Annotated in this window: 19 protein-coding genes; 7 read left to right on the top strand and 12 right to left on the bottom strand. The window is 56.9% G+C overall.

Annotated features, from left to right (window positions below; genetic code table 11):
• On the bottom strand, positions 1–330 hold the full coding sequence (yajC, locus tag BMY55_RS04130; protein WP_091428544.1) for a preprotein translocase subunit YajC: 330 nt from the start codon (positions 328–330) through the stop codon (positions 1–3).
• A 155-nt stretch (positions 331–485) separates the two neighbouring features.
• On the opposite strand from yajC, the gene serS reads away from it, so the two are divergent.
• The gene (serS, locus tag BMY55_RS04125; protein WP_091432008.1) at positions 486–1,778 is read left to right on the top strand and encodes a serine--tRNA ligase; all 1,293 of its coding nucleotides are present in this window, start codon (positions 486–488) and stop codon (positions 1,776–1,778) included.
• 514 nt (positions 1,779–2,292) lie between these two features.
• Here the strand turns inward: serS and BMY55_RS04120 are convergent.
• From BMY55_RS04120 to BMY55_RS04090, 7 genes are all read right to left on the bottom strand, one after another.
• Positions 2,293–3,159, bottom strand: coding sequence for a hypothetical protein (locus tag BMY55_RS04120; protein WP_091428541.1), 867 nt, complete (start codon positions 3,157–3,159; stop codon positions 2,293–2,295).
• A gap of 74 nt (positions 3,160–3,233) precedes the next feature.
• Positions 3,234–3,872, bottom strand: coding sequence for a hypothetical protein (locus BMY55_RS04115; RefSeq protein ID WP_143064278.1), 639 nt, complete (start codon positions 3,870–3,872; stop codon positions 3,234–3,236).
• A gap of 882 nt (positions 3,873–4,754) precedes the next feature.
• Positions 4,755–5,630, bottom strand: coding sequence for an extensin-like domain-containing protein (locus BMY55_RS04110; protein WP_091428535.1), 876 nt, complete (start codon positions 5,628–5,630; stop codon positions 4,755–4,757).
• 33 nt (positions 5,631–5,663) lie between these two features.
• Positions 5,664–6,581, bottom strand: coding sequence for a prephenate/arogenate dehydrogenase family protein (locus BMY55_RS04105; RefSeq protein ID WP_091428532.1), 918 nt, complete (start codon positions 6,579–6,581; stop codon positions 5,664–5,666).
• Positions 6,578–7,717: a histidinol-phosphate transaminase gene (gene hisC, locus BMY55_RS04100; RefSeq protein WP_091428530.1), complete on the bottom strand. Its 1,140-nt coding sequence runs from the start codon at positions 7,715–7,717 to the stop codon at positions 6,578–6,580. The genes BMY55_RS04105 and hisC overlap by 4 nt, the downstream gene beginning before the upstream one ends.
• A 177-nt stretch (positions 7,718–7,894) precedes the next feature.
• Positions 7,895–8,515 carry a 30S ribosomal protein S4 gene (rpsD, locus tag BMY55_RS04095; protein ID WP_091428528.1) on the bottom strand — a complete coding sequence of 207 codons (621 nt, stop codon included), beginning with the start codon at positions 8,513–8,515 and terminating at the stop codon, positions 7,895–7,897.
• A 166-nt stretch (positions 8,516–8,681) separates the two neighbouring features.
• Complete coding sequence (locus BMY55_RS04090) at positions 8,682–9,743, bottom strand: Hint domain-containing protein (RefSeq protein ID WP_091428525.1); 1,062 nt, start codon at positions 9,741–9,743, stop codon at positions 8,682–8,684.
• A 186-nt stretch (positions 9,744–9,929) separates the two neighbouring features.
• On the opposite strand from BMY55_RS04090, the gene BMY55_RS04085 reads away from it, so the two are divergent.
• Complete coding sequence (locus BMY55_RS04085; protein ID WP_091428523.1) at positions 9,930–11,096, top strand: alpha-hydroxy acid oxidase; 1,167 nt, start codon at positions 9,930–9,932, stop codon at positions 11,094–11,096.
• A gap of 15 nt (positions 11,097–11,111) precedes the next feature.
• Here BMY55_RS04085 and fliP read toward each other — a convergent pair whose 3' ends face one another.
• Genes fliP through fliF form a run of 4 tightly spaced genes read right to left on the bottom strand, consistent with a single transcriptional unit; the run spans position 11,112 to position 14,365 of the window.
• The gene (fliP, locus tag BMY55_RS04080; RefSeq protein ID WP_091428520.1) at positions 11,112–11,873 is read right to left on the bottom strand and encodes a flagellar type III secretion system pore protein FliP; all 762 of its coding nucleotides are present in this window, start codon (positions 11,871–11,873) and stop codon (positions 11,112–11,114) included.
• Positions 11,870–12,160 carry a FliM/FliN family flagellar motor switch protein gene (locus BMY55_RS04075; RefSeq protein ID WP_091428517.1) on the bottom strand — a complete coding sequence of 97 codons (291 nt, stop codon included), beginning with the start codon at positions 12,158–12,160 and terminating at the stop codon, positions 11,870–11,872. Before BMY55_RS04075 ends, fliP begins: the two co-directional genes overlap by 4 nt.
• Complete coding sequence (locus BMY55_RS04070; protein WP_091428513.1) at positions 12,153–12,758, bottom strand: FliH/SctL family protein; 606 nt, start codon at positions 12,756–12,758, stop codon at positions 12,153–12,155. The genes BMY55_RS04075 and BMY55_RS04070 overlap by 8 nt, the downstream gene beginning before the upstream one ends.
• The gene (gene fliF / locus BMY55_RS04065) at positions 12,755–14,365 is read right to left on the bottom strand and encodes a flagellar basal-body MS-ring/collar protein FliF (RefSeq protein WP_091428510.1); all 1,611 of its coding nucleotides are present in this window, start codon (positions 14,363–14,365) and stop codon (positions 12,755–12,757) included. Before fliF ends, BMY55_RS04070 begins: the two co-directional genes overlap by 4 nt.
• A gap of 128 nt (positions 14,366–14,493) precedes the next feature.
• Between fliF and BMY55_RS04060 the strand changes: the two genes are divergently transcribed.
• The 5 genes from BMY55_RS04060 to BMY55_RS04040 all read left to right on the top strand — a co-directional run bounded on the left by BMY55_RS04060 (position 14,494) and on the right by BMY55_RS04040 (position 19,156).
• Complete coding sequence (locus BMY55_RS04060; RefSeq protein ID WP_091428509.1) at positions 14,494–14,991, top strand: flagellar basal body-associated FliL family protein; 498 nt, start codon at positions 14,494–14,496, stop codon at positions 14,989–14,991.
• Between the two features lie 15 nt (positions 14,992–15,006).
• Positions 15,007–15,426 carry a hypothetical protein gene (locus BMY55_RS04055; RefSeq protein ID WP_091428507.1) on the top strand — a complete coding sequence of 140 codons (420 nt, stop codon included), beginning with the start codon at positions 15,007–15,009 and terminating at the stop codon, positions 15,424–15,426.
• A 59-nt stretch (positions 15,427–15,485) separates the two neighbouring features.
• Positions 15,486–16,031 carry a MotE family protein gene (locus BMY55_RS04050; protein ID WP_245744644.1) on the top strand — a complete coding sequence of 182 codons (546 nt, stop codon included), beginning with the start codon at positions 15,486–15,488 and terminating at the stop codon, positions 16,029–16,031.
• A gap of 75 nt (positions 16,032–16,106) precedes the next feature.
• Positions 16,107–16,973 (top strand): flagellar motor stator protein MotA, encoded by an 867-nt coding sequence (gene motA, locus BMY55_RS04045; protein ID WP_091428505.1) that lies wholly within the window; start codon positions 16,107–16,109, stop codon positions 16,971–16,973.
• Positions 16,974–17,191: 218 nt separating this feature from the next.
• The gene (locus BMY55_RS04040) at positions 17,192–19,156 is read left to right on the top strand and encodes a hypothetical protein (protein ID WP_143064277.1); all 1,965 of its coding nucleotides are present in this window, start codon (positions 17,192–17,194) and stop codon (positions 19,154–19,156) included.
• Positions 19,157–19,221: the final 65 nt, after the last annotated feature.

Here is a 19,221-nt window from a genome sequence, read left to right as displayed (position 1 = left end):
TCAGCTTTCGACCGGTTCGGTTTTTCCGATCACCTTGACGATTGTCGATCGCACCACGCGCACTTTGACACCTGTTGCGATCTCGACCTCGACCTCGGAATCGTCCTTGACCCTGAGAACTTTACCGATCAGACCACCCTGAGTGATCACTTGATCCCCTTTGCGCAGCGCGCCCAGCATCGCCTGATGCTCTTTCATTTTCTTTTGCTGTGGACGGATCATGAAGAAATACATGATCGCAAATACCAGCAACATCGGAACCAGAATCGAATTCAAAAGCCCACCGGCGGGCGCGCCCGCGGCCTGTGCAAAAGCAGGAGTGGCAAACATGTGGATATCCCTTCTCAAGCGGGCCTCGGCCCCAAACGTTGGCGCACACTATATGGGGGTCTTGGGGTTGTCCAGCAAGCGGGTGATGATCATTCCCCCTTCCCCCCTGCCCCTGCATCTGGCATATGCCGGACAAGAAAACCAAGGAAGCCCCCATGCATGATATTCGTCTGATCCGCGACACCCCCGAAGCCTTCGACGCCGGAATGGCCCGTCGCGGCCTGTCGCCCATGTCGGGTGAAATTCTGGCAATTGACGAAGCCCGGCGTGCCTCGATCCTTGCCGCCGAAACCGCGCAGGCCGATGCCAACAGGGCCGCGAAGGCTGTCGGTGCCGCGAAAGCCTCGGGCGACGAGGCGGAATTTGAACGCCTGCGCGCGCTGGTGGCGGACAAGAAGTCCGAAATTGCCAGATTGAACGATGAGGCCAAGGCGTTGGACGCCAAGCTGACCGATCTTCTGATGGGCCTGCCCAACATTCCGGGCAACGACATCCCCGACGGGGCCGATGAAAACGACAACGTCGAGATCAACCGCTGGGGCACGCCCGCAGAATTCGATTTCAAGCCATTGGAGCATTACGAGCTTCCAGCCGTCAAAACCGGCATGGATTTCGAAACCGCTGCAAAACTGTCTGGTTCGCGCTTCATGGTGCTTTCAGGTGCCGTCGCCCGCCTGCATCGGGCGCTGGCGCAATTCATGCTGGACGTGCACACCGAAGAAAACGGCCTGACCGAAACCTGGACCCCGGTTCTGGTCAAGGAAGATATGATGTATGGCACCGGGCAACTGCCCAAGTTCGGCGAAGACAGCTATCAAACCACAAATGGCTGGTGGCTGGTGCCGACCGCCGAGGTTACGCTGACCAATATCGTCAATGGCGTGACCATCAACGACAGCTACCTGCCCCGCCGCTATGTCGCCCATACCCAGTGTTTCCGGTCCGAAGCCGGGTCGGCTGGCCGTGACACGGCGGGCATGCTGCGTCAGCATCAGTTCGAGAAGGTTGAAATGGTGTCGATCACCAGACCTGAAGATTCGCATGCCGAACACCAGCGTATGACCCGCTGTGCCGAAGATATTCTGGAACGCCTTGGCCTGCCCTACCGCACCGTGGTGCTGTGCACCGGAGATTTGGGTTTTGGCATGAAACGCACCCATGACATCGAGGTCTGGCTGCCCGGCCAGAATCAGTATCGCGAGATCAGCTCGGTCTCGCTGGCGGGTGACTTCCAGGCCCGCCGCATGAACGCGCGCTACAAACCCGCAGATGGAGGTAAACCGCAGTTCGTCCATACGTTGAACGGGTCAGGCCTTGCCGTAGGCCGCGCGCTGATCGCAGTGTTGGAAAACGGTCAGCAGCAGGATGGATCGGTCAACATTCCCAGCGCATTGCACCCTTACCTGCGCGGAAAAACCCGGATCACCACAGATGGCGACCTGGCCTGATACCCGATCTTCCTCTGGCCATAAACATCTACCGCGTTGCTCGATCAACATCTGACACCCAGGAAGCATGACCAAAGAGCGTGTCGACGCCAAATATAGGAACGCTCTTTGCCCATGGGATTTCAGCAGAGCTGCCGTTGGCCTTTTTCGCGGCGAGTTCGGGCAGAGACCCAACAAAACCGCTGCTGCGGTGCGTATGAACGTCCGGTTTGCTACTGCGCGCTCTTCATCTTGAGCATGCCAAGCCGTCCAAGCGAGGTGCCGAAGATCGCTTCGCATACTCTTTGAAAACGTCGGTAATGGCCCGCGAGGGCCCACCAAGAGTGCAACCTCGCTAAAACCGGAAATTTGGTGGCACCTCCATACCGCTTCCAGACAGGCTACGCAGCTTGCGTCCGGAACCGTTCCCATCTCTTGATGATGCCAGGATAGGAGATTCCTGCCCCCGGCACATATCGCCAAGACAGCGTTGCACCTTTCTGCCGAAATCAAGGTTGATGCTGGCAGGGATGGCTCATCCAAGAAGCGTGAAGTCGATCTCTTGCTTGTATTTGAACGTGCCACCGAACGCCGTGTTCCAGTGATGTAAACTGCCGTCATACATCCCCTCGGTAAGCAACCAATGAGGTGTGACGGCAATATGAACTGTAACCTTGTCGGTCAGTGCTGCATCGTTTTCGTTCATCCAGACGCCCTGACCAATCAATGGTACGTTCGATTTTGCTAGGTTGGGTAATGATCTTAACCTGATCCCTACAAATGGGCTCTGCCATGGGTTTATGAGATCGCTCGCGCTTTTGTATGGGCTCCCATCGCCGGTCATTGTCATGTTGATCTCGTGGGCCAAAACACTGCCGGTTGAATGCTGCATGAAGGTGAAGTCTTTCAGCGAATGAGTGTGGCTGTTCGAAACACCGATATGTGCACCAACCGTCCCCATCGGCATATCGCCCATGACCCCGCCAGACGCATCAAGACCGAAACTGATCGAGGAGGTCACGCTGCCGGTCTGGTTGGATGTATTGGGGGCTTCGCGCAGGATATCCCACCCTTTGAGCGGTTTGGCTGGGTCCGGGCTCTCGCCGTGCTTTTGAATCCACATCTTGTAGTGGATCCATTCGACGAAAAACCCTCTGTAGTCATCTTGGTCCTTCATATTGGTCGGCGCACCAAACTCACTGCCATCGAGATCGACATGTATCATGCGTTTTTCAGTGGTGGTTTTGGCAGTTTTCAAGAACTCTTGGCTCTGAACAGTGAACTTTGCATTCAGACGACCGCTGAAATGCTGTGTACCAAGCGCTGTGCCGGAATGTGGGCCCTTGGCCTTCACATCCTGACTGAAATCCGACAAGAGTGGTGGCAGGTTCACACTTTTCATTGGCAAGGGGACATGCGACATAGGAAAATCCATTCATGTTAAGTATTCGTGAGGCACAACTAGGAAAGTCGTAATTATTCGGGCATGGCCCCGAATGTCCGGTCGAAATACGCGGGCTCGGGCGGGGTCCAATAATCGCGATCAATGCTACTTTCGCCGACGATATCGAGCTCTTCCTGTGAAACGTTGTTGTTGTCCAGCGCGTCCCCAATTTGTTCATAATTGTTGATCTTGGGGTCGTTCTGGGTTGTGTCATATTGGTCGAGGAGCCCGTCAACCGTATCATATTCGCTTTGAGCGACACCTACGGCGGTATCGATAGAATTGCATGCGTTCTCTATGACACCGCTCGCATCCAAATCCACGCTGAACGCGACATTGCAGTTGGCTTCAAAATACTTGGACAGAGTATCCGTTGTATTCCGCATTTTCTTCTTCATCTGGTTGAGGTCGCGCGTCGTCGTTCCCATCTTGTTGCCTCGAACCTTTTCAGCCGCTTCGGCCAAGACTTCGAGTCTTTTGAGATCATCGACTGAAATGGGTTGTTTGGGTATGTCAAAACCAATGGAGTCCAGGAACGAATAGGCTCCGTACACGCCCCATTCGCTCTTGGTGCGTTTGCCACGCAAGAAATCGGACCAAATTGTAACCGCGTCGACAAATCCCTTGGTGATATCGAGAGGTGAATATTGAGGAGGTGGATGAGGTGGCATAAAAATCTCCGTTATTTAATTGTTTTATCTTGGACTAAATTTACGTGACGTCAACCTATGCTGGCTCCCGGACACTTTTTTGCCGTGGCTTGGGTTGTGGAATGCCCGTGATCTAGGGCCGCTGGAAATACGATCGGGTCGCCTTGGCAAATGCGACCTCTCAGCCAAGTCTTGTTATTTTGTCATCTTGGCGGTGGTGTACTTGGAATACGTAAATTCCCAAGCTTCTTCAACAATGTAGGGACAGTTCAAAGACTTGATAAGCCGAAGAAGGCAGACTTTGATTTCCTAGGTTCTGACAACAGAAAAGTCCCACGCCCTGGCGGTTTTGGTATGATGCGGCGAATGTTGGCAGTTCCCAGGTTGCTACGCCGGACAGAGAGTGCTGCCATATGGTAACTGGCCCTGATAGGTGCCCCGACCCCGACCAAAACGGGCGAGAATCGAAAAAAGGGGGCAAGTCCGACAATGGCGGCGGCCTCGTCTTTGGTCAGGTCGCCAGCTCCGCAATCCATCCGCCTTTGCTGTAAACAAGGCCAGCATGCGAGCGTCGATGGCCTTCGTTCTGGAAACCAGCCCCGGCAAGCGCCTGAAAGAGGCTTCTCAGATGGTGAATGCCGTTTCCAGATTGCCCACGGGGCGCCGTCGATCACCATCTGCCGATCCTACGGCAACAATTGGCGGCGTGAAAGGCAATGATGCGTTCGGATGGCCGGACATATGGCGTGGCGGGTGGCGAGATATCTTTCGACCACGAAGCAAAAGGCTTCAGGTCAGATCAGGGGCTATGGCAAACACACAATCCTGAACCCGCGTAAAAGCCGTCACCCTTTCGCGCGGGGGAAGCGCGCTCAGCGGCAAGCCCCCCAATCATCACCCAGATCACCGACAGTAAGACCCGCTGCGATACCGCGCTGTATCCAGATGCAGGTGATCCTTGTGGAACCGGTCCGAATTGGGGCCAAGCACTGTGCCAAACGGTCCGCAGGCAGCTGCGTGCATTTTCTTCAAGACCTTGCCCTTACGCGGATCGCGCCACTCTTTCAAAACCGAAATCGCCGCACCGTTCTTGAGCGTTACCCCCGCGATGTCGATGGCCCGGCCGCGCCCATGTTCGCTGACCTTTGCGCCCGGCTGGTTGTTGCGCGTGCGACAAGCATAATGTGCCACGACACGCAAAGATTTGGGTCCGCCGCCAAGGCGGCCCACCGCCGGAAACACCCCCTCGCGCACCCATGTATTCAAGGCTTTCGCGGTGGTGCAATCCATCACCGCAGGTTGGCTGAGCTTCACGCCTGACACCTCTGTCACACGCACCGGGTCTGACACACCGCAGCCGCGGATCTTGCCGGGGATGGCTGAAATCGCCTGCCCCTTGATGTCGTTCACACCGCAGATGCGACCTCGACGATCTGCATTTACCGGCTTGGGCGTAGACGCTGCGATCTTCCGGGTAAACCCCTTTGGTCGCAACTGAGGACGCAACGAGGTGCGCACCGCAAACGCTGTCGGCAGCATCGCCGCAAAAGCGACCGGTGCCCCCAGTTCATTGGGGCGGGCCTGTGGTCGCCCTGTGTTCAAAGACGACGCTGTGCCAGAGGAACTGATGGTCGTCACGGTGACGGTCTTTGGTCGCGGCTCAGGCCGCGATGATGTATCAGGCGCAGATGCGACTGCCGACAGGCTAAGACCGCAACCCAGCACGATACCAGTCGCAGTTCTGTGCAAAAGCCATTGCCTGATACATCCTGTGATCATCACTGCTCCTTCACATGCGCCCAGCGGGTCAGATCACTTGTGTTTGCCCGTCCGTCCGAAATCGGGCGCGTCCGTGTCCTGTCCGGCTTCGATGATACCACGACGGATCGCCCGGGTTCGAGTGAAATAGTCGAACAATGCCTCGCCGTCCCCAATGCGGATCGCGCGTTGCAAGGCAAAAAGCTCTTCTGTAAAGCGGCCAAGTATTTCTAACGTGGCGTCTTTATTGGCTAAAAACACGTCCCGCCACATGGTCGGGTCCGAGGCCGCAATCCGCGTGAAGTCGCGAAAACCCGCCGCTGAAAACTTGATCACCTCGCTGTCCGTGACGCGCGACAGGTCATCGGCGACACCCACCATGGTATAGGCAATCAGGTGCGGGGTATGGCTGGTCACGGACAACACCAGATCATGGTGGTCGGCATCCATCGTTTCGACATTCGCGCCCATTCCCTTCCACAGATCAATCAGCTTCTCCGTCGCCGCCTCATCCGCACCATTGGGGATCAGAATGTTCCAACGGTTGTCGAAAAGCTCGGCAAATCCCGACCGGGGGCCGCTATGTTCCGTCCCCGCCAAGGGGTGGCCGGGTATGAAATGCACATGATCGGGCAAATGAGGGGCAACCGTTTCGATAACCGCGCGTTTCACAGACCCGACATCCGTTACCGTCGCACCGGGTTGCAAATGCGGCGCTATCTCTGCCGCCACTGCCCCCATTGCGCCCACAGGAACAGCCAAAACGACCAGATCCGCGCCTTCGACCGCCAGAACGGCAGTGTCGACAATGCGATCACAAAAGCCAAGTTCGCGGGCAATGTCGCGGGTCTCGGCAGACCGGGCGGTGCCGACGATCTCACCTGCCAGCCCCGCACGACGCATCGCATGCGCCATAGACGAGGCGATCAGGCCAAGCCCGATCAGGGCGACCCGGTTGTAGAGCACACTCATGACGCCGCCTCATCATCCAGCCGGTCTTCCTCAAGCAGCATCAGCTTTGACCCGGGAACACCACCTTTGAAGCGCCCGATCATATGCGCCACCCTGCGGCACGAGGCTTCATCACCGATGGTGATGCGCAGACAATGCGGCAAACCGTAGCCTGCCACCATCCGCACGATAATCCCTTGTTCCTGCAGGAAAGCGTTGCAGTCCGTGGCCTCTTCGGCGCTGGCAAAGCGGGCGAGGATGAAGTTGGCACATGAGGTGTCTGATGGCACCCCCAGTTCGGCCAGCGCTTCAGCCAGCCACGACCGAAGGCGCGTGTTTTCCGACAGGCAGCGGGCAACATGGTCTCGGTCCTGCAAGGCGGCTTCAGCGGCGGCTTGTTGTGCCATCGATAGGTTGAACGGCCCCCGCACGCGATTCAGCACGTCAATCACCTCGGCTGCGCCATAGCCCCAGCCGATCCGCAATCCGCCAAGCCCATACATCTTTGAAAATGTCCGAGTCATGAATACGTTGTCGTATTTGTTGACCAGACGCGCACCGCCATCAAACCCGTCGACATATTCCACATAGGCACCATCCAGAACCAGCAACACGTGATCAGGCAGTTCGCGCGCCAGGCGCGCCAGCTCGGCCTGGCTGACCATGGTGCCCGTCGGGTTGCCCGGATTGGTCACAAACACAAGGCTCGTCTGCTCGGTGACTGCTTTCAATATCTCATCGACATCGACCATTCGTTCACGTTCGGGCACCTTCACCGGTGTGGCTCCCGCCGCCAGGGCCGATATCCTGTACATCGAAAACCCGTGTTCGGTATAGATCACCTCGGTCCCCGGACCAGAGTAGCATTGACACAGGAAGGTGATGACCTCGTCCGATCCGACACCGCAAATGATACGGTCCGGGTCCAGCTTGTGAAGCTCGCCAATGGCTGCGCGCAAAGATGCGTGATCGGTGTTGGGATAGCGGTGCAGTTCGCGCCCCGCCCGCTGAAACGCTTCGATGGCGTCGGGGCTTGGCCCGAACGGGTTCTCATTCGAGCTGAGCTTGATCACGTTCGCGACGCCCTCAACACTGGACGCGCCACCCACATAGGGCTTGATTTGCATGATCCCCGGTTGAGGTTCGATCTTTGTCATCTTGGTGCTCCCCCTACGAGGTGATTTACAGAGGTCGGCGTGTCAGAGAAAGGGCGAAAGCGCCAGTTTGGACAATGCGCACCCGGCCTGAGGCTTCGTTGCATCTGCACCAGGCACGAAAAAACCCGCCCAAAAACCTGGGCGGGTTCCAAAACTCTGCGATTTGGTAAGCTGTGCTTAGTTCTTCGCGTAGAATTCGACGACCAGGTTCGGTTCCATCACGACCGGATACGGCACGTCCGACAGGCCGGGCGTCCGGGTGAAAGTGGCGGTCAGTTTCGAATGGTCAACATCCAGATAATCCGGCACGTCACGCTCGGGCAGTTGCACGGCTTCCAGAATGGCGGCCATTTGCTTTGAACGGTCACGCACTTCGATCACGTCGCCTTCTTGCACACGATAGGACGGGATGTTCACTTTCTTGCCGTTCACACGCACGTGGCCGTGGTTCACGAACTGACGGGCGGCAAAGACCGTCGGCACAAATTTGGCGCGGTAGACAACAGCGTCCAGACGGCGCTCCAGCAGGCCGATCAGGTTTTCACCGGTGTCGCCTTTGACACGCTCGGCTTCACCATAGATGCGGCGGAATTGTTTTTCGGTCAGGTCGCCATAGTAGCCTTTCAGCTTTTGCTTGGCGCGCAGTTGCAGTCCGAAATCCGACAGCTTGCCCTTGCGGCGCTGGCCGTGCTGGCCGGGGCCGTACTCACGACGGTTGACCGGCGACTTGGGGCGACCCCAGATATTTTCGCCCATGCGGCGATCGATTTTGTACTTGGCAGACGTGCGTTTGGTCACGGCTGGTCTCCTTCATAAAAGTATCGAAGGGCGTTGTCCTTTGGCCGAAGCCCGACAGGCATCCCTTTGCAGGGGCCACCAACACCAATGAAAACCGGCCCCTTGCGGGACCGGATTTGGGGCTTATAGCGTCGTGAGTGGTGGTGTCAACGCCCCGATAGCTGCGTCAGGCGATTTCTCCGCGTAAAATCGCGGCCTCGCCCCGGTTCAAGCTGCGGCGGGCAAATCCGCCATAGGCCATGGGATCGAAGTCCAGTTGCGGGAACATCGCGACCAGACGGCTGCGCTGTTCAGGATCCAACGTCTCCAGATCCGCGTTCGCAGGATGGAAACTTTCTGCCGGAACGCCGTTGGCCCAGACGACCTCGTGATTTTCCAGGAGCACATGATAATACGTGATTTCGCGGATCGTATAGTCGACCACCACGCGCCGTTCATCGACCAGATCGCGCGCCGAGATCAGCACCTCGTCTTCGTTGAACAGTTCCCGCGCGCGTTTTCCGTTCAGCAATATCTGATGTTGACCCGAAACAATCAGGTCCGCATCCGGCTGACCGGACCGAATAGCACCGGCGCGCAACCGGATCGGGCGCAGTGTCGGCATTGCAAACATGCGCGCACCGGTAATGCGCTTGGTGCCGATCCAGAGGACTTTCTGGGTGCCATTGTCGCGGGTTTGCAGCTCATCGCCTTCGCACAGATCTTCCACGCAGACTTCACCGCTATGGGTGCGCAATCGAGTGCTGGGGGCAAAACAGATGACACCTGCCGGCTGTTCAATCAATTGGTTTTGCGGCGTTGGCCTCATACTGGCACGCACCACCCAAAAATCTGTATTTGCCGGGGGCATTTCGCCCGCGAACATCAGAAGCACCTGATCATCCGCACCGTTGATCAAGGTCGCGACATAGCTTGCGTGGCCGTCTGTGACCTCGAACCCCATATTCAGTTGATGACTGTTGACCGAATGCGATCCAAATGGTCGTGAGGGGTCGATCGCTGCCCCGACCAGTTTGTATACACTGTGCGCTGCACGTCTGCGCTGGTCCTGTTCTCCGCTTGCGCTCTCAAGATCGCGAAGTTCGCGTGGTCCGTCGACGCGCAACGGTGATCCCGTCCAGCGCCAATTCGACCCCACGCCAAGCGACGTAACCGGTGCCGCCGGCATTCCGTCCACTTCTGTCTGCGACCATGAGATGACAAACGTGCCATTAAAGCCCGTTTCCATGCCCGTTAACCTGCCATTTTTATTTTTTATTGTCCCAAAGCTAGCATGGGTGATTCGCTTTGTTAAGAAAATTGTCCGCGCGAGCATTTGGTCGTGAAGGGCGCGATGAAATCGCAACAGTCAGGGCGATTGCAAAGCTCGCCGACAACTGGTAATAAAACTTTACCAATTTTTTCGGAGCGCATCATGCCAGTCATCACCGAAATCGAAGACCTTCGCCGTATCTACGCCAGAAGGGTTCCAAGGATGTTCTATGACTATGCCGAAAGCGGCAGTTGGTCAGAACAGACGTTCCGCGAAAACAGCTCGGATTTCGACAAGCTCTATTTTCGTCAACGCGTTGCGGTAGACATGGACAACCGATCCACGCGATCCACCATGATCGGACAAGACGTGGCAATGCCCGTGGCCCTTGCGCCGGTTGGGCTGACCGGGATGCAATGCGCAGATGGCGAGATCAAGGCCGCCCGCGCCGCCGAAAACTTTGGTGTGCCCTTCACACTATCCACCATGTCGATTTGCTCTATCGAGGATGTGGCCGAACACACGAATACCCCCTTCTGGTTTCAGGTCTATACGTTGAAAGACGATGACTATATGCAGCGCCTGTTTGATCGCGCCCGCGCCGCAAAATGCTCTGCTATCGTGATCACGGTGGATTTGCAGGTTCTGGGGCAGCGCCACAAGGATCTGAAAAACGGGCTTTCAGCTCCGCCCAAACTGACCCCCGCATCGATCGCGAACATGATGACCAAGGTGCAATGGGGACTGGGCATGCTGGGCACCCAGCGGCGATTTTTTGGCAACATCGTCGGCCATGCGAAGGGCGTGACCGATCCGTCCTCGCTCAGCGCATGGACAGCTGAGGCATTCGATCCGTCACTGAATTGGGACCGTATCCGCCAATTCAAAAAGATGTGGGGCGGGCCGATCATCATCAAGGGCATCATTGAACCGGAAGATGCGGTTCAGGCCCTGAATGTGGGCGCCGATGCCATCATCGTGTCCAACCACGGGGGACGACAATTGGATGGTGCGCTCAGTTCAATCCGCGCGTTGCCGTCGGTGCTTGATGCGGTGGGCGACAAGATCGAAGTGCATTTGGACAGCGGTATCCGTTCGGGCCAGGACGCGCTCAAGGCAATCGCTATGGGGGCGAAGGGCACCTATATAGGCCGCGCTTATACCTACGGACTGGGTGCGATGGGCGAGGAAGGTGTGACCAAGGCGCTTGAAGTGATCCACAATGAATTGGACATCTCGATGGCGTTCTGTGGTCACACCGACATCAACACGGTCGACCGCTCTATCTTGCATATACCTAGGGGGTTCTCGGGCGACTGGGAGGCATGAAATTGCGGCGCGGAGTCAGAAATAGCTTCTGACCAGCGCGCCGGATATCAGCGTCCAACCGTCTGCAACCACAAAGAAGGCCAGCTTGAACGGCAATGATACAATCGCCGGCGGCACCATCATCATACCCATCGACATCAGGATCGCGGCAACCACCAGGTCGATAACTAGAAACGGCAGGAAGACCAGGAACCCGATCTGGAAGGCCCGTTCGATTTCCGACAGTAGAAACGAGGGCACCAACAGAGACAGAGGTGCTTCGTTGCCGACAACAACATCGGCGGTCTGTTCGCGCAGCGCTGCCAGATGGGCAAAAGTCTCGGGGTCAATGCGCGCAGCCATGAAAACACGGAACGGGTCAATCGCGGCCATGAAGGCCGGCTCAAGCTCAAGCGCACCGTCGGAAAAAGGTTTACCGCCCGAAGCCCAGGCTTCGACAAACACCGGCTCCATGATGAAATAGGTCAGAAACAACGCCAGACTGACGATCAACATGTTCGGGGGCGATTGCTGCAATCCAATCGCCTGCCTCAGAATGGACAGGACCGTCACAATAAAGGGAAAGCACGTGACCATGATGGCCAGCCCCGGCACAAGGCTCAGCACAGTCACCAGAACAAACACCTGAATGGTCCGTGTCGCCAGCGACCCTTCATCCCCGAGAGATAGGGTGATGTCCTGTGCCCCAGCCATGCCAGCTGTGCCGATCAGGATCGCCACGATGGCAACCACGACCGCAAGACATCGCCCTGGTTGACCCAACCGGCGAACGGTCATAGGTCGGATTTCAGATCTGCAACTTCGGTCAAACGGACGGCAAGACGTCCTTGCGGGTCTCCCTCCATCTCTTCCAACTCGCCGCGCGCGATCAGTTTGTCACCAACATAAAGCTCAACCGGATCCTCGATCCGTTTGTCAAGCGGCAGCACGGTATCTTGTGTCAGGTGCAGCAGTTCTTTCACCGTGGGCCGTGCGCGGCCAACCGAGATTGTAATCTCAATCGGGACTTGCACGAAGGGATTTGCGGCAGTGCCGGGGTCGGGCGAGGACGGGTGGTCAGCCATGTTCAAAAGCCTTTTCGTTGATGTCATACAGTGCTGTAACCGCGCCCTTGATCCGTGCCAGAGCCGATGTCAGATCAATGCAGCGCTCGGATGATGACGACCGCAGGAACACCTGACCTTCCGGTAACGTGTCATCTTCAAACACCTGCAATGGTGTCGCTGTGACGCGATCCATCAGATGATCCAGAACCTTTCGGCTGCCAGAGGAAACACGCACCTCGATCGGGGTATCCGCCGCTTGCGCCGCCAATGGCATGATTTCATCGTTGATAACCTGGCCCAGTGCGTCCCGCATGACTTCGGGCAGCAGCGTGTCGACAATGGTGCGCAACAGGGGTTCAAGCGAGCCCAAGACGTGACTTCTTGCCTCGTGGAACGTGAATCCCAGGTCTTCCAGGTTGCGGGCGAACTCGGCTTCGATGCGATCCTTGTCGACATTCGCTTCTTTCACTGCGTCGTCCCAACCCGCGCTGTACCCGGCCTCGTATGACGTCAGCCGGATTTTTTCCAGTTCAGCCTCGGCGACAGAACGGATGCCGGGATGTGAAACAGACAGATCGGATTGTTCGAAATCTTCCAAGACAAGAGGCTTGTTCATCGCGCGACCTCTTCATCTTCTTCCATCCAGCCACGCAGGATTTCAACGGTATCGGACTGACGCTCTGCGATCAGATTGCGCAACCTCTCAACTGGATCTGGACCGGTCATTTCCGACAGATCTGCCGGAACGATTTCACCCCTCGCGGGTGTGTCGACCACGGCGGGAAGGGTGGACGCATCGGTTGACCCCGGCGCGGCGGATGGCGGCGGCGCTATGGCTGCAGACGCGCTTGCGGTTGCGGTCTCGGTCGCGATCTCCGCCGGGCGAGAGGCTAGAATCGGGCGCAGCACGAACAGGCCAAGAACCAGCGCGACCACCGCAAGAGCAAAGACCTTGACCAGTGACATTACATCGATGGTCAAACCGGACAGAAGCCCGCTGACAGGTGCACTGCCGACAGTCGGCACGGGTTCGAATTCCAACGACTTGATCGTGATCTGATCGCCACGCGCTTCGTCGAAGCCGACCGCGCCCGCTACAAGTTCGCGCAGGCTGGCAAGCTCATCGGCACTACGGGCGCTCCATACCTCGTTCCCTGCGTCATTTATAGTTCTGATCCCGTCAATCAGCACCGCCACAGTCAACCGCTTGATCGCGCCCGGCGCGGTAATCACCTCACGGGTGGTTTCCGACACTTCGTAGTTGATACGCTCGCGCGTCTCGGAAGTGTTTGACGACGAATTGCCGCTGGCTGCCGCATCCCCATCGGGCAAGTTCGACGCCACGGTTACACCCGCGCCTTCGCTATCCTTGGCCGAGTTCGACGTCTCAAGCGTGTCGGTCGACACGGCGACGCGTGTCTCGGGATCAAATCGGCGCTCTCTCACTGATTCCTGTTCGGTCACGGTTTCCAGATTCAACTCAACCACGGCGTTCCCAAACCCGACGCGTGCTTCTATCAACCGCTCCACGTTCTGCTTCAGGATCAGCGCGCGATCAGAGGCAAGGCTGGGAAGGTCAGTTTTCTCATCCCCTGCTGCGATCAATCCCCCCCGACTGTCGATGACCGAAACCCTTTCCGGCAGCAGCCCGGGCACGGCAGACGCCACAAGAAACTTCAGGGCTTTTGCCTGCCCCCCTGGCAACGCGCCGCTGGCCGTTGTCACCGTCACCGAGGCCGATGGCTCGTTGCGCTGGCGAAACATCTGGGTCGACGTATTTGCAATATGAACTCGAGCATTCTGGATCAGCGGGCTTGCCACGATGGTTCGTGCCAACTCCCCCTCTTTCGCGCGCCAGTAGGCGGCGTCGAACATCTGTGACGTGGTGCCAAACCCGCTCAGACCATCCAGCAGTTCATACCCTTTTCCGCCATTTGCTGGCAGACCTTCGCTGGCCAAGGTCATGCGCAGACTGTCACGCTGCGAGGTGTCGACGAAGATCGACCCGCCGCGGATGTCATAAACAACCCCGCGCGCCTCAAGTGCCTTGACGACTTCTCCCGCAGCACCGCTTTCCAGACCCGCATAAAGCAACGTCATTTGTGTCGAAGTCGCCATGCGGGACAATCCGATCACGGCAACGAACATCGCGAGTGTCGAGGCCACCACGATGATGCGTTTCCGCATATCCAAGCTGACCCATATCGAGGCGATCTGCTGCAAGACGCAACTCCTTTAACCGAGCGGGCTTCTGCCCCCGTCACATTCCGCAGTCTTCCCCGATCGCCCTTAACAATTGGTTAGTGGGAAGCAGCTTATAACGAATCGAACAAAATTCTTTGGATGCCCACATGACCGACGCCGTTCTGACAGCCGATACCGCCGATGAGTCGACAAAAAAGAAGCCCCGGAAAGGTGTGTTGATCGGAGTGATTCTGGCGATTGTCCTGGGTGGTGGCGGGTTTTTCGCGACATATTCGGGGATGATTGGCGGTGCAGGGACAAAAGGCGAAACACAGAAGCTTGTGGCTTCCGTAGCCGATTTGCCCACCGTGGCCTTTGTCGAGTTGGAACCGTTGATCATTTCGCTTGGGAGCTCCGGCAAGAGCCGCCACTTGCGGTTTCGTGGGTCGCTGGAAGTTGTGCCGGGGTATGAAGCGGATGTCTCCCATCTTCTACCGCGCGTGATTGACGTACTCAACGCCTACCTTCGGGCGGTTGACATTACGGTGCTGGAAGACCCGGCGGCCCTGATCGAACTTCGCGCGCAAATGCTGCGACGCGTGCAATTGGTCACGGGCGAAGGACGCGTGCGCGACCTTCTGATCCTCGAATTCGTCCTTAATTGATAGGGAGGCATGAGTATGGAAATTCTGGCCGACATCATGCTGGGCATCGGTGCTATCGGTGCCGCCGTCTACTGCATGGTTTTATCACGGCGTTTGCGCCGGTTTAACAACCTGCAAAATGGAATGGGCGGTGCGGTTGCGGTGCTGTCCGCGCAAGTAGACGATATGACCACCATGCTAAACAGCGCGCGAGACGCCGCAGGCGAAAGTGCCGATATTCTGACCGATCTGACGGAGCGGGCCGAGGCCTCGGCACAAAAGTTGGAGTTGATGATGGCAAGTCTGCACGATCTACCCGACAGCGACCACATGCAAGCACCGGAACCGCACAAAACCGACGCGCATCAGCCACACAACTTCCAGCAGAATATGGCTCAGGAAAATGAGCTCGCACCGATGTTCGTGAGCCATCGCATGATGAAAGCGGCGGAATGATGTGGGCACGATCCAAACGTAGCAAATTTCGCCGCCGCGCCACCAGCCGACACATTCTGTTGACGCTGGCACTGCTGCTCGCGACATCGGGACTGGTCCGTTTGGGCGGGTTTGGCATGGCCATCGCGGATGACGTAAACAACCTGCTGCGCGGGACATCGGCCAGTCACGGGGAACCCGCCATCTGCACCACCGAAACGGATATCGAGACGGTTCTGAAAGCGCTTCAAGCCCGCGAACAGACACTTGTCGAAAACGAAACCGCTCTGGACAAGCGATTGAAAATTCTTTCGAACGCTGAAGACACCTTAGACGAAAAATTGCAGGCGCTGGTGACTGCCGAGAAGGCCCTGGCCGCCACAATGGCCGCCGCGAATACGGCAGCTTCTGATGATCTGACCCGCCTGACCACCCTTTACGAAAACATGAAGCCCAAACAAGCCATTCCGTTGTTCGAGACTATGGACCCGGAATTTGCCGCAGGCTTTCTGTCACGTATGAAACCACCCATCGCCGCACAGATATTGGCAGGCCTTGATCCACAATCCGCCTATGCCATCAGCGTTGTGTTTGCTGGTCGCAACTCGGATGCGCCGACAAACTAGAGAGCGGCGGGGGTTTGTTAACTCTTATCTGTGATGAAGACATGACCGCAAAGTAACCAGTTCAAGAGGCACAAGATGATCGGATTTGTTGGTATCGCATTGATCTTCGTGATGGTGTTTGGTGGCTATCTGGCCGCTGGCGGAAAGATGGGGATCATCATGAAATCCTTGCCGTTCGAGTTTACCATGATCGGCGGGGCGGCTGCCGGTGCATTCGTTATCTCGAACGATATGGCGGCAATCAAACACACAATGAAAGACATTGGAAAGGTCTTCAAAGGCCCGAAATGGCAGCCAGGCGATTATCGCGATCTTCTGTGCCTCTTGTTCGAACTGATCCGACAGGCCCGGCAAAACGCCGTCGCCCTTGAAGAACATGTCGAAAATCCGCAGGACAGTGCCATTTTCAGTCGCTACCCGAAGATCCTTGAAGATCGTGAGGCCGTGGATCTTATATGCGACACGCTCCGCTCGGCGACAATGAACTACGATGACCCTCACCAGGTCGAGGAAGTTCTTGAAAAACGGATGGACGCCAATCTACATCACGCACTGCATTCCAGTCACGCATTGCAAACCGTTGCCGACGGGTTGCCTGCCCTTGGCATTGTCGCGGCCGTTTTGGGGGTCATCAAGACGATGGGGTCAATTGACCAACCACCTGAAATCTTGGGAAAGATGATCGGTGGCGCTCTGGTTGGGACGTTTCTGGGCGTTTTTCTGGCCTACGGTTTGGTCGGGCCGTTTTCGACGAAGGTCAAAACCGTGGTCGAGGAAGACGCTCATTTCTATCAGCTGATCCGCGAGGTGCTGGTCGCCAACTTATACAATCATTCCGTCAATATCTGTATCGAGGTAGGCAGACAGAACACACCCGGGCACCACCGCCCCAGTTTCACCGAACTTGAGGAGGCCTTGAAAGAGGTCAAGCAGGTCGCCTGATGTCCCAACGTCTCATCTTGCTCTCCCTGCTGATTTGTTGGCCGACAATCTTGGCGGCAAAAGACATCAAGGTCAAAGCAGGTGAACACGAGGAATTCTCGCGATTGGTGGTGTACACGAGCCGGTCTGACAGGCCAGCACTGACACGAGCCGCAGAAGGCTTTCGGGTTACGTCCGGGAATGATGCGGATCGATTCAGGACCAACAGCGTTTTTGACATGATTCCGCGCGATAGGATCGCCGATCTGACCTCACGTGATGGCGGCGGTTTGGATATCATTGTCAACTGCCCTTGTGATGCGGTCACTCAAACACTGCCAGGTGGGCAGTTTGTGATTGATATTGTCGACGCCCCCGAACGCCGGAAGCCGATTCCCTCGCAGAATGGGCAGTTTGGTCTTGAAAATCCGAAACTAGACAATCAACCCAGCGCACTGCACGCTCGCCGCGGGCTTCCGATTGCCGGAGTGATCGCCGGTGTGTCGGACGGAAGCGAGGCGCTTGAAACGCTCAAACAGCCTGCCCTCGAAGGTGCAGGCGATCCTTCACATTCGGGTCCAGCCCCCGTCAGTCTGCGCCCATTGACCGAAAAATCCCTTCTCGAACAACTGGCTCGGGCCGCATCGCAAGGTCTTTTGGATGCGCCCTTGATCCCGGACCCTCCAGTTTCAGACAAAAGCGAAAGCACGCCACGTGAGACACAACCTCTTGCCGCAGTTGAAACCCCAGCGCTTGAGTTCGAACCTCCGTCAGCCACGGACCATATCAGCATTCAAACTTCGGTCGACCGCGACGCTGATCGATCGACGTCGATTTCGAACGCGCCGGATAACAGCTCGGTTTGTCTCCCGGCTCAATCCTTTACGATCGCCGACTGGGGCGGAAATGATCAAGAAAAGCTGGACTTCGCAACTTATCGGGACAAGCTGACGACCGAACTCGACAGGCTGGATCCTGACATCTTCCGGTCGTTCATACAGCATCAGATTTATTTGACCCTCGGGGCGGAAGCGCAATCCTATCTGAAAAGATATCGGGGTATTCTGACCGATGATGATGACCTGCAATTGATGGCCGAGATCGTCGATACCGGCAGTGCAGCGGGACACGCCCGAATGGCAACACAGCTGACATGCGACGGACCGGTAGCCTTGTGGGCGGTGCTTTCACAGCCTCGCCTGCCCCGAGATCTACCCATCAACACCGCGGCTGTGATTTCCGAGTTTTCGATCCTACCGCGCCATCTTCGGACTCTTCTTGGGCCAATGGCGATGCGAAAATTCCTGGCCATCGGGGACACCGACACGTCAATCGAGATTAATCGCATCACTCAACGCGGCATCGAAACGTCCAACACCGACAATACACTCGCGGAGGCTCAACTGTCGCTGGAAACCGGGCAAAACTCTGAGGCTCGTGATCGGCTGACCGAAATCGTCGAAACGGATGATCAGAACGCCGTCGATGCTATTCTTTTGCTGATCGAAAACCACATTGCAACGCAGACGGGCATTCCAGACCGAACGCTGGAGCTTCTCACCTCATTGGCGCATGAAAACAAGGCGTCGGCCAAGGGTGTCGACCTGGCGATTGCGGAGGTCCGGGGGCTTATCCACAGCGCGCGTTTCGGCGATGTTCAGGCGAAATTGCGCACGTTCGACCGTTTCCCAGACCGCAAAAATGACCGCCATCTTCAAATCTTGAATGAGTTCGGCATGGCATTGACCAACTCCGCTGCCGACGGCGTTTTCCTTCGAAATATCATTGGGTCATCCATGTGGGCGGACGCCGATGAAGAGACGCGGATATCGATTGCGGACAGGTTGCTTGGCTTGGGGTTTACAGCGGCGACGAAAGATATACTGACCAACCAGCCCACCCCGCCGGGGCGCGAGGCCCGCGTGCTGATCGCCAAGGCTGCCCTAAGCGATGGGCAGGCCAAAGTCGCGCTTGGTTATCTGATTGGACTGAATGACGCCGAATCGCAAAAGCTTCGCGAAACCGCGCAGCTGGCAACCGACCAGAAGGCCGCGCGCGGCGTCCCTACGGATCGTCTTTCGCATAGCTTTGTAGATGACCCTGATGCAGAAATCTCTCTTGAAGCCTATGAAACCATGATCCAAGACAGCAAGACAATCCGCGCGCGCATCGAAGAAGCCTTGCAGCGCGCGCCAACATCATAAGTGGAGCCGTGGTTACTGCTTGTTAAGCATGGCTGAGTAGTTTGAGTGGCAGACAGAAGCAGGAC

The organism is Aliiroseovarius sediminilitoris, from assembly GCF_900109955.1.
Taxonomy (GTDB): Bacteria; Pseudomonadota; Alphaproteobacteria; order Rhodobacterales; family Rhodobacteraceae; genus Aliiroseovarius; species Aliiroseovarius sediminilitoris.
The sequence above is the reverse complement of the archived record's forward strand: the minus strand, read 5'-3'. Positions and strand labels throughout refer to the sequence as shown.

Coding starts and splice junctions, on each gene's coding strand:
- BMY55_RS04110 (WP_091428535.1), bottom strand. CDS start 5,630: ATGATCACAGGATGTATCAGGCAATGGCTTTTGCACAGAACTGCGACT.
- BMY55_RS04075 (WP_091428517.1), bottom strand. CDS start 12,160: ATGGCTGACCACCCGTCCTCGCCCGACCCCGGCACTGCCGCAAATCCC.
- serS (WP_091432008.1), top strand. CDS start 486: ATGCATGATATTCGTCTGATCCGCGACACCCCCGAAGCCTTCGACGCC.
- fliP (WP_091428520.1), bottom strand. CDS start 11,873: ATGACCGTTCGCCGGTTGGGTCAACCAGGGCGATGTCTTGCGGTCGTG.
- yajC (WP_091428544.1), bottom strand. CDS start 330: ATGTTTGCCACTCCTGCTTTTGCACAGGCCGCGGGCGCGCCCGCCGGT.
- BMY55_RS04055 (WP_091428507.1), top strand. CDS start 15,007: ATGGAAATTCTGGCCGACATCATGCTGGGCATCGGTGCTATCGGTGCC.
- BMY55_RS04105 (WP_091428532.1), bottom strand. CDS start 6,581: ATGAGTGTGCTCTACAACCGGGTCGCCCTGATCGGGCTTGGCCTGATC.
- BMY55_RS04120 (WP_091428541.1), bottom strand. CDS start 3,159: ATGAAAAGTGTGAACCTGCCACCACTCTTGTCGGATTTCAGTCAGGAT.
- BMY55_RS04090 (WP_091428525.1), bottom strand. CDS start 9,743: ATGGAAACGGGCTTTAATGGCACGTTTGTCATCTCATGGTCGCAGACA.
- BMY55_RS04115 (WP_143064278.1), bottom strand. CDS start 3,872: ATGCCACCTCATCCACCTCCTCAATATTCACCTCTCGATATCACCAAG.
- BMY55_RS04040 (WP_143064277.1), top strand. CDS start 17,192: ATGATTCCGCGCGATAGGATCGCCGATCTGACCTCACGTGATGGCGGC.
- hisC (WP_091428530.1), bottom strand. CDS start 7,717: ATGACAAAGATCGAACCTCAACCGGGGATCATGCAAATCAAGCCCTAT.
- BMY55_RS04085 (WP_091428523.1), top strand. CDS start 9,930: ATGCCAGTCATCACCGAAATCGAAGACCTTCGCCGTATCTACGCCAGA.
- BMY55_RS04060 (WP_091428509.1), top strand. CDS start 14,494: ATGACCGACGCCGTTCTGACAGCCGATACCGCCGATGAGTCGACAAAA.
- BMY55_RS04070 (WP_091428513.1), bottom strand. CDS start 12,758: ATGAACAAGCCTCTTGTCTTGGAAGATTTCGAACAATCCGATCTGTCT.
- motA (WP_091428505.1), top strand. CDS start 16,107: ATGATCGGATTTGTTGGTATCGCATTGATCTTCGTGATGGTGTTTGGT.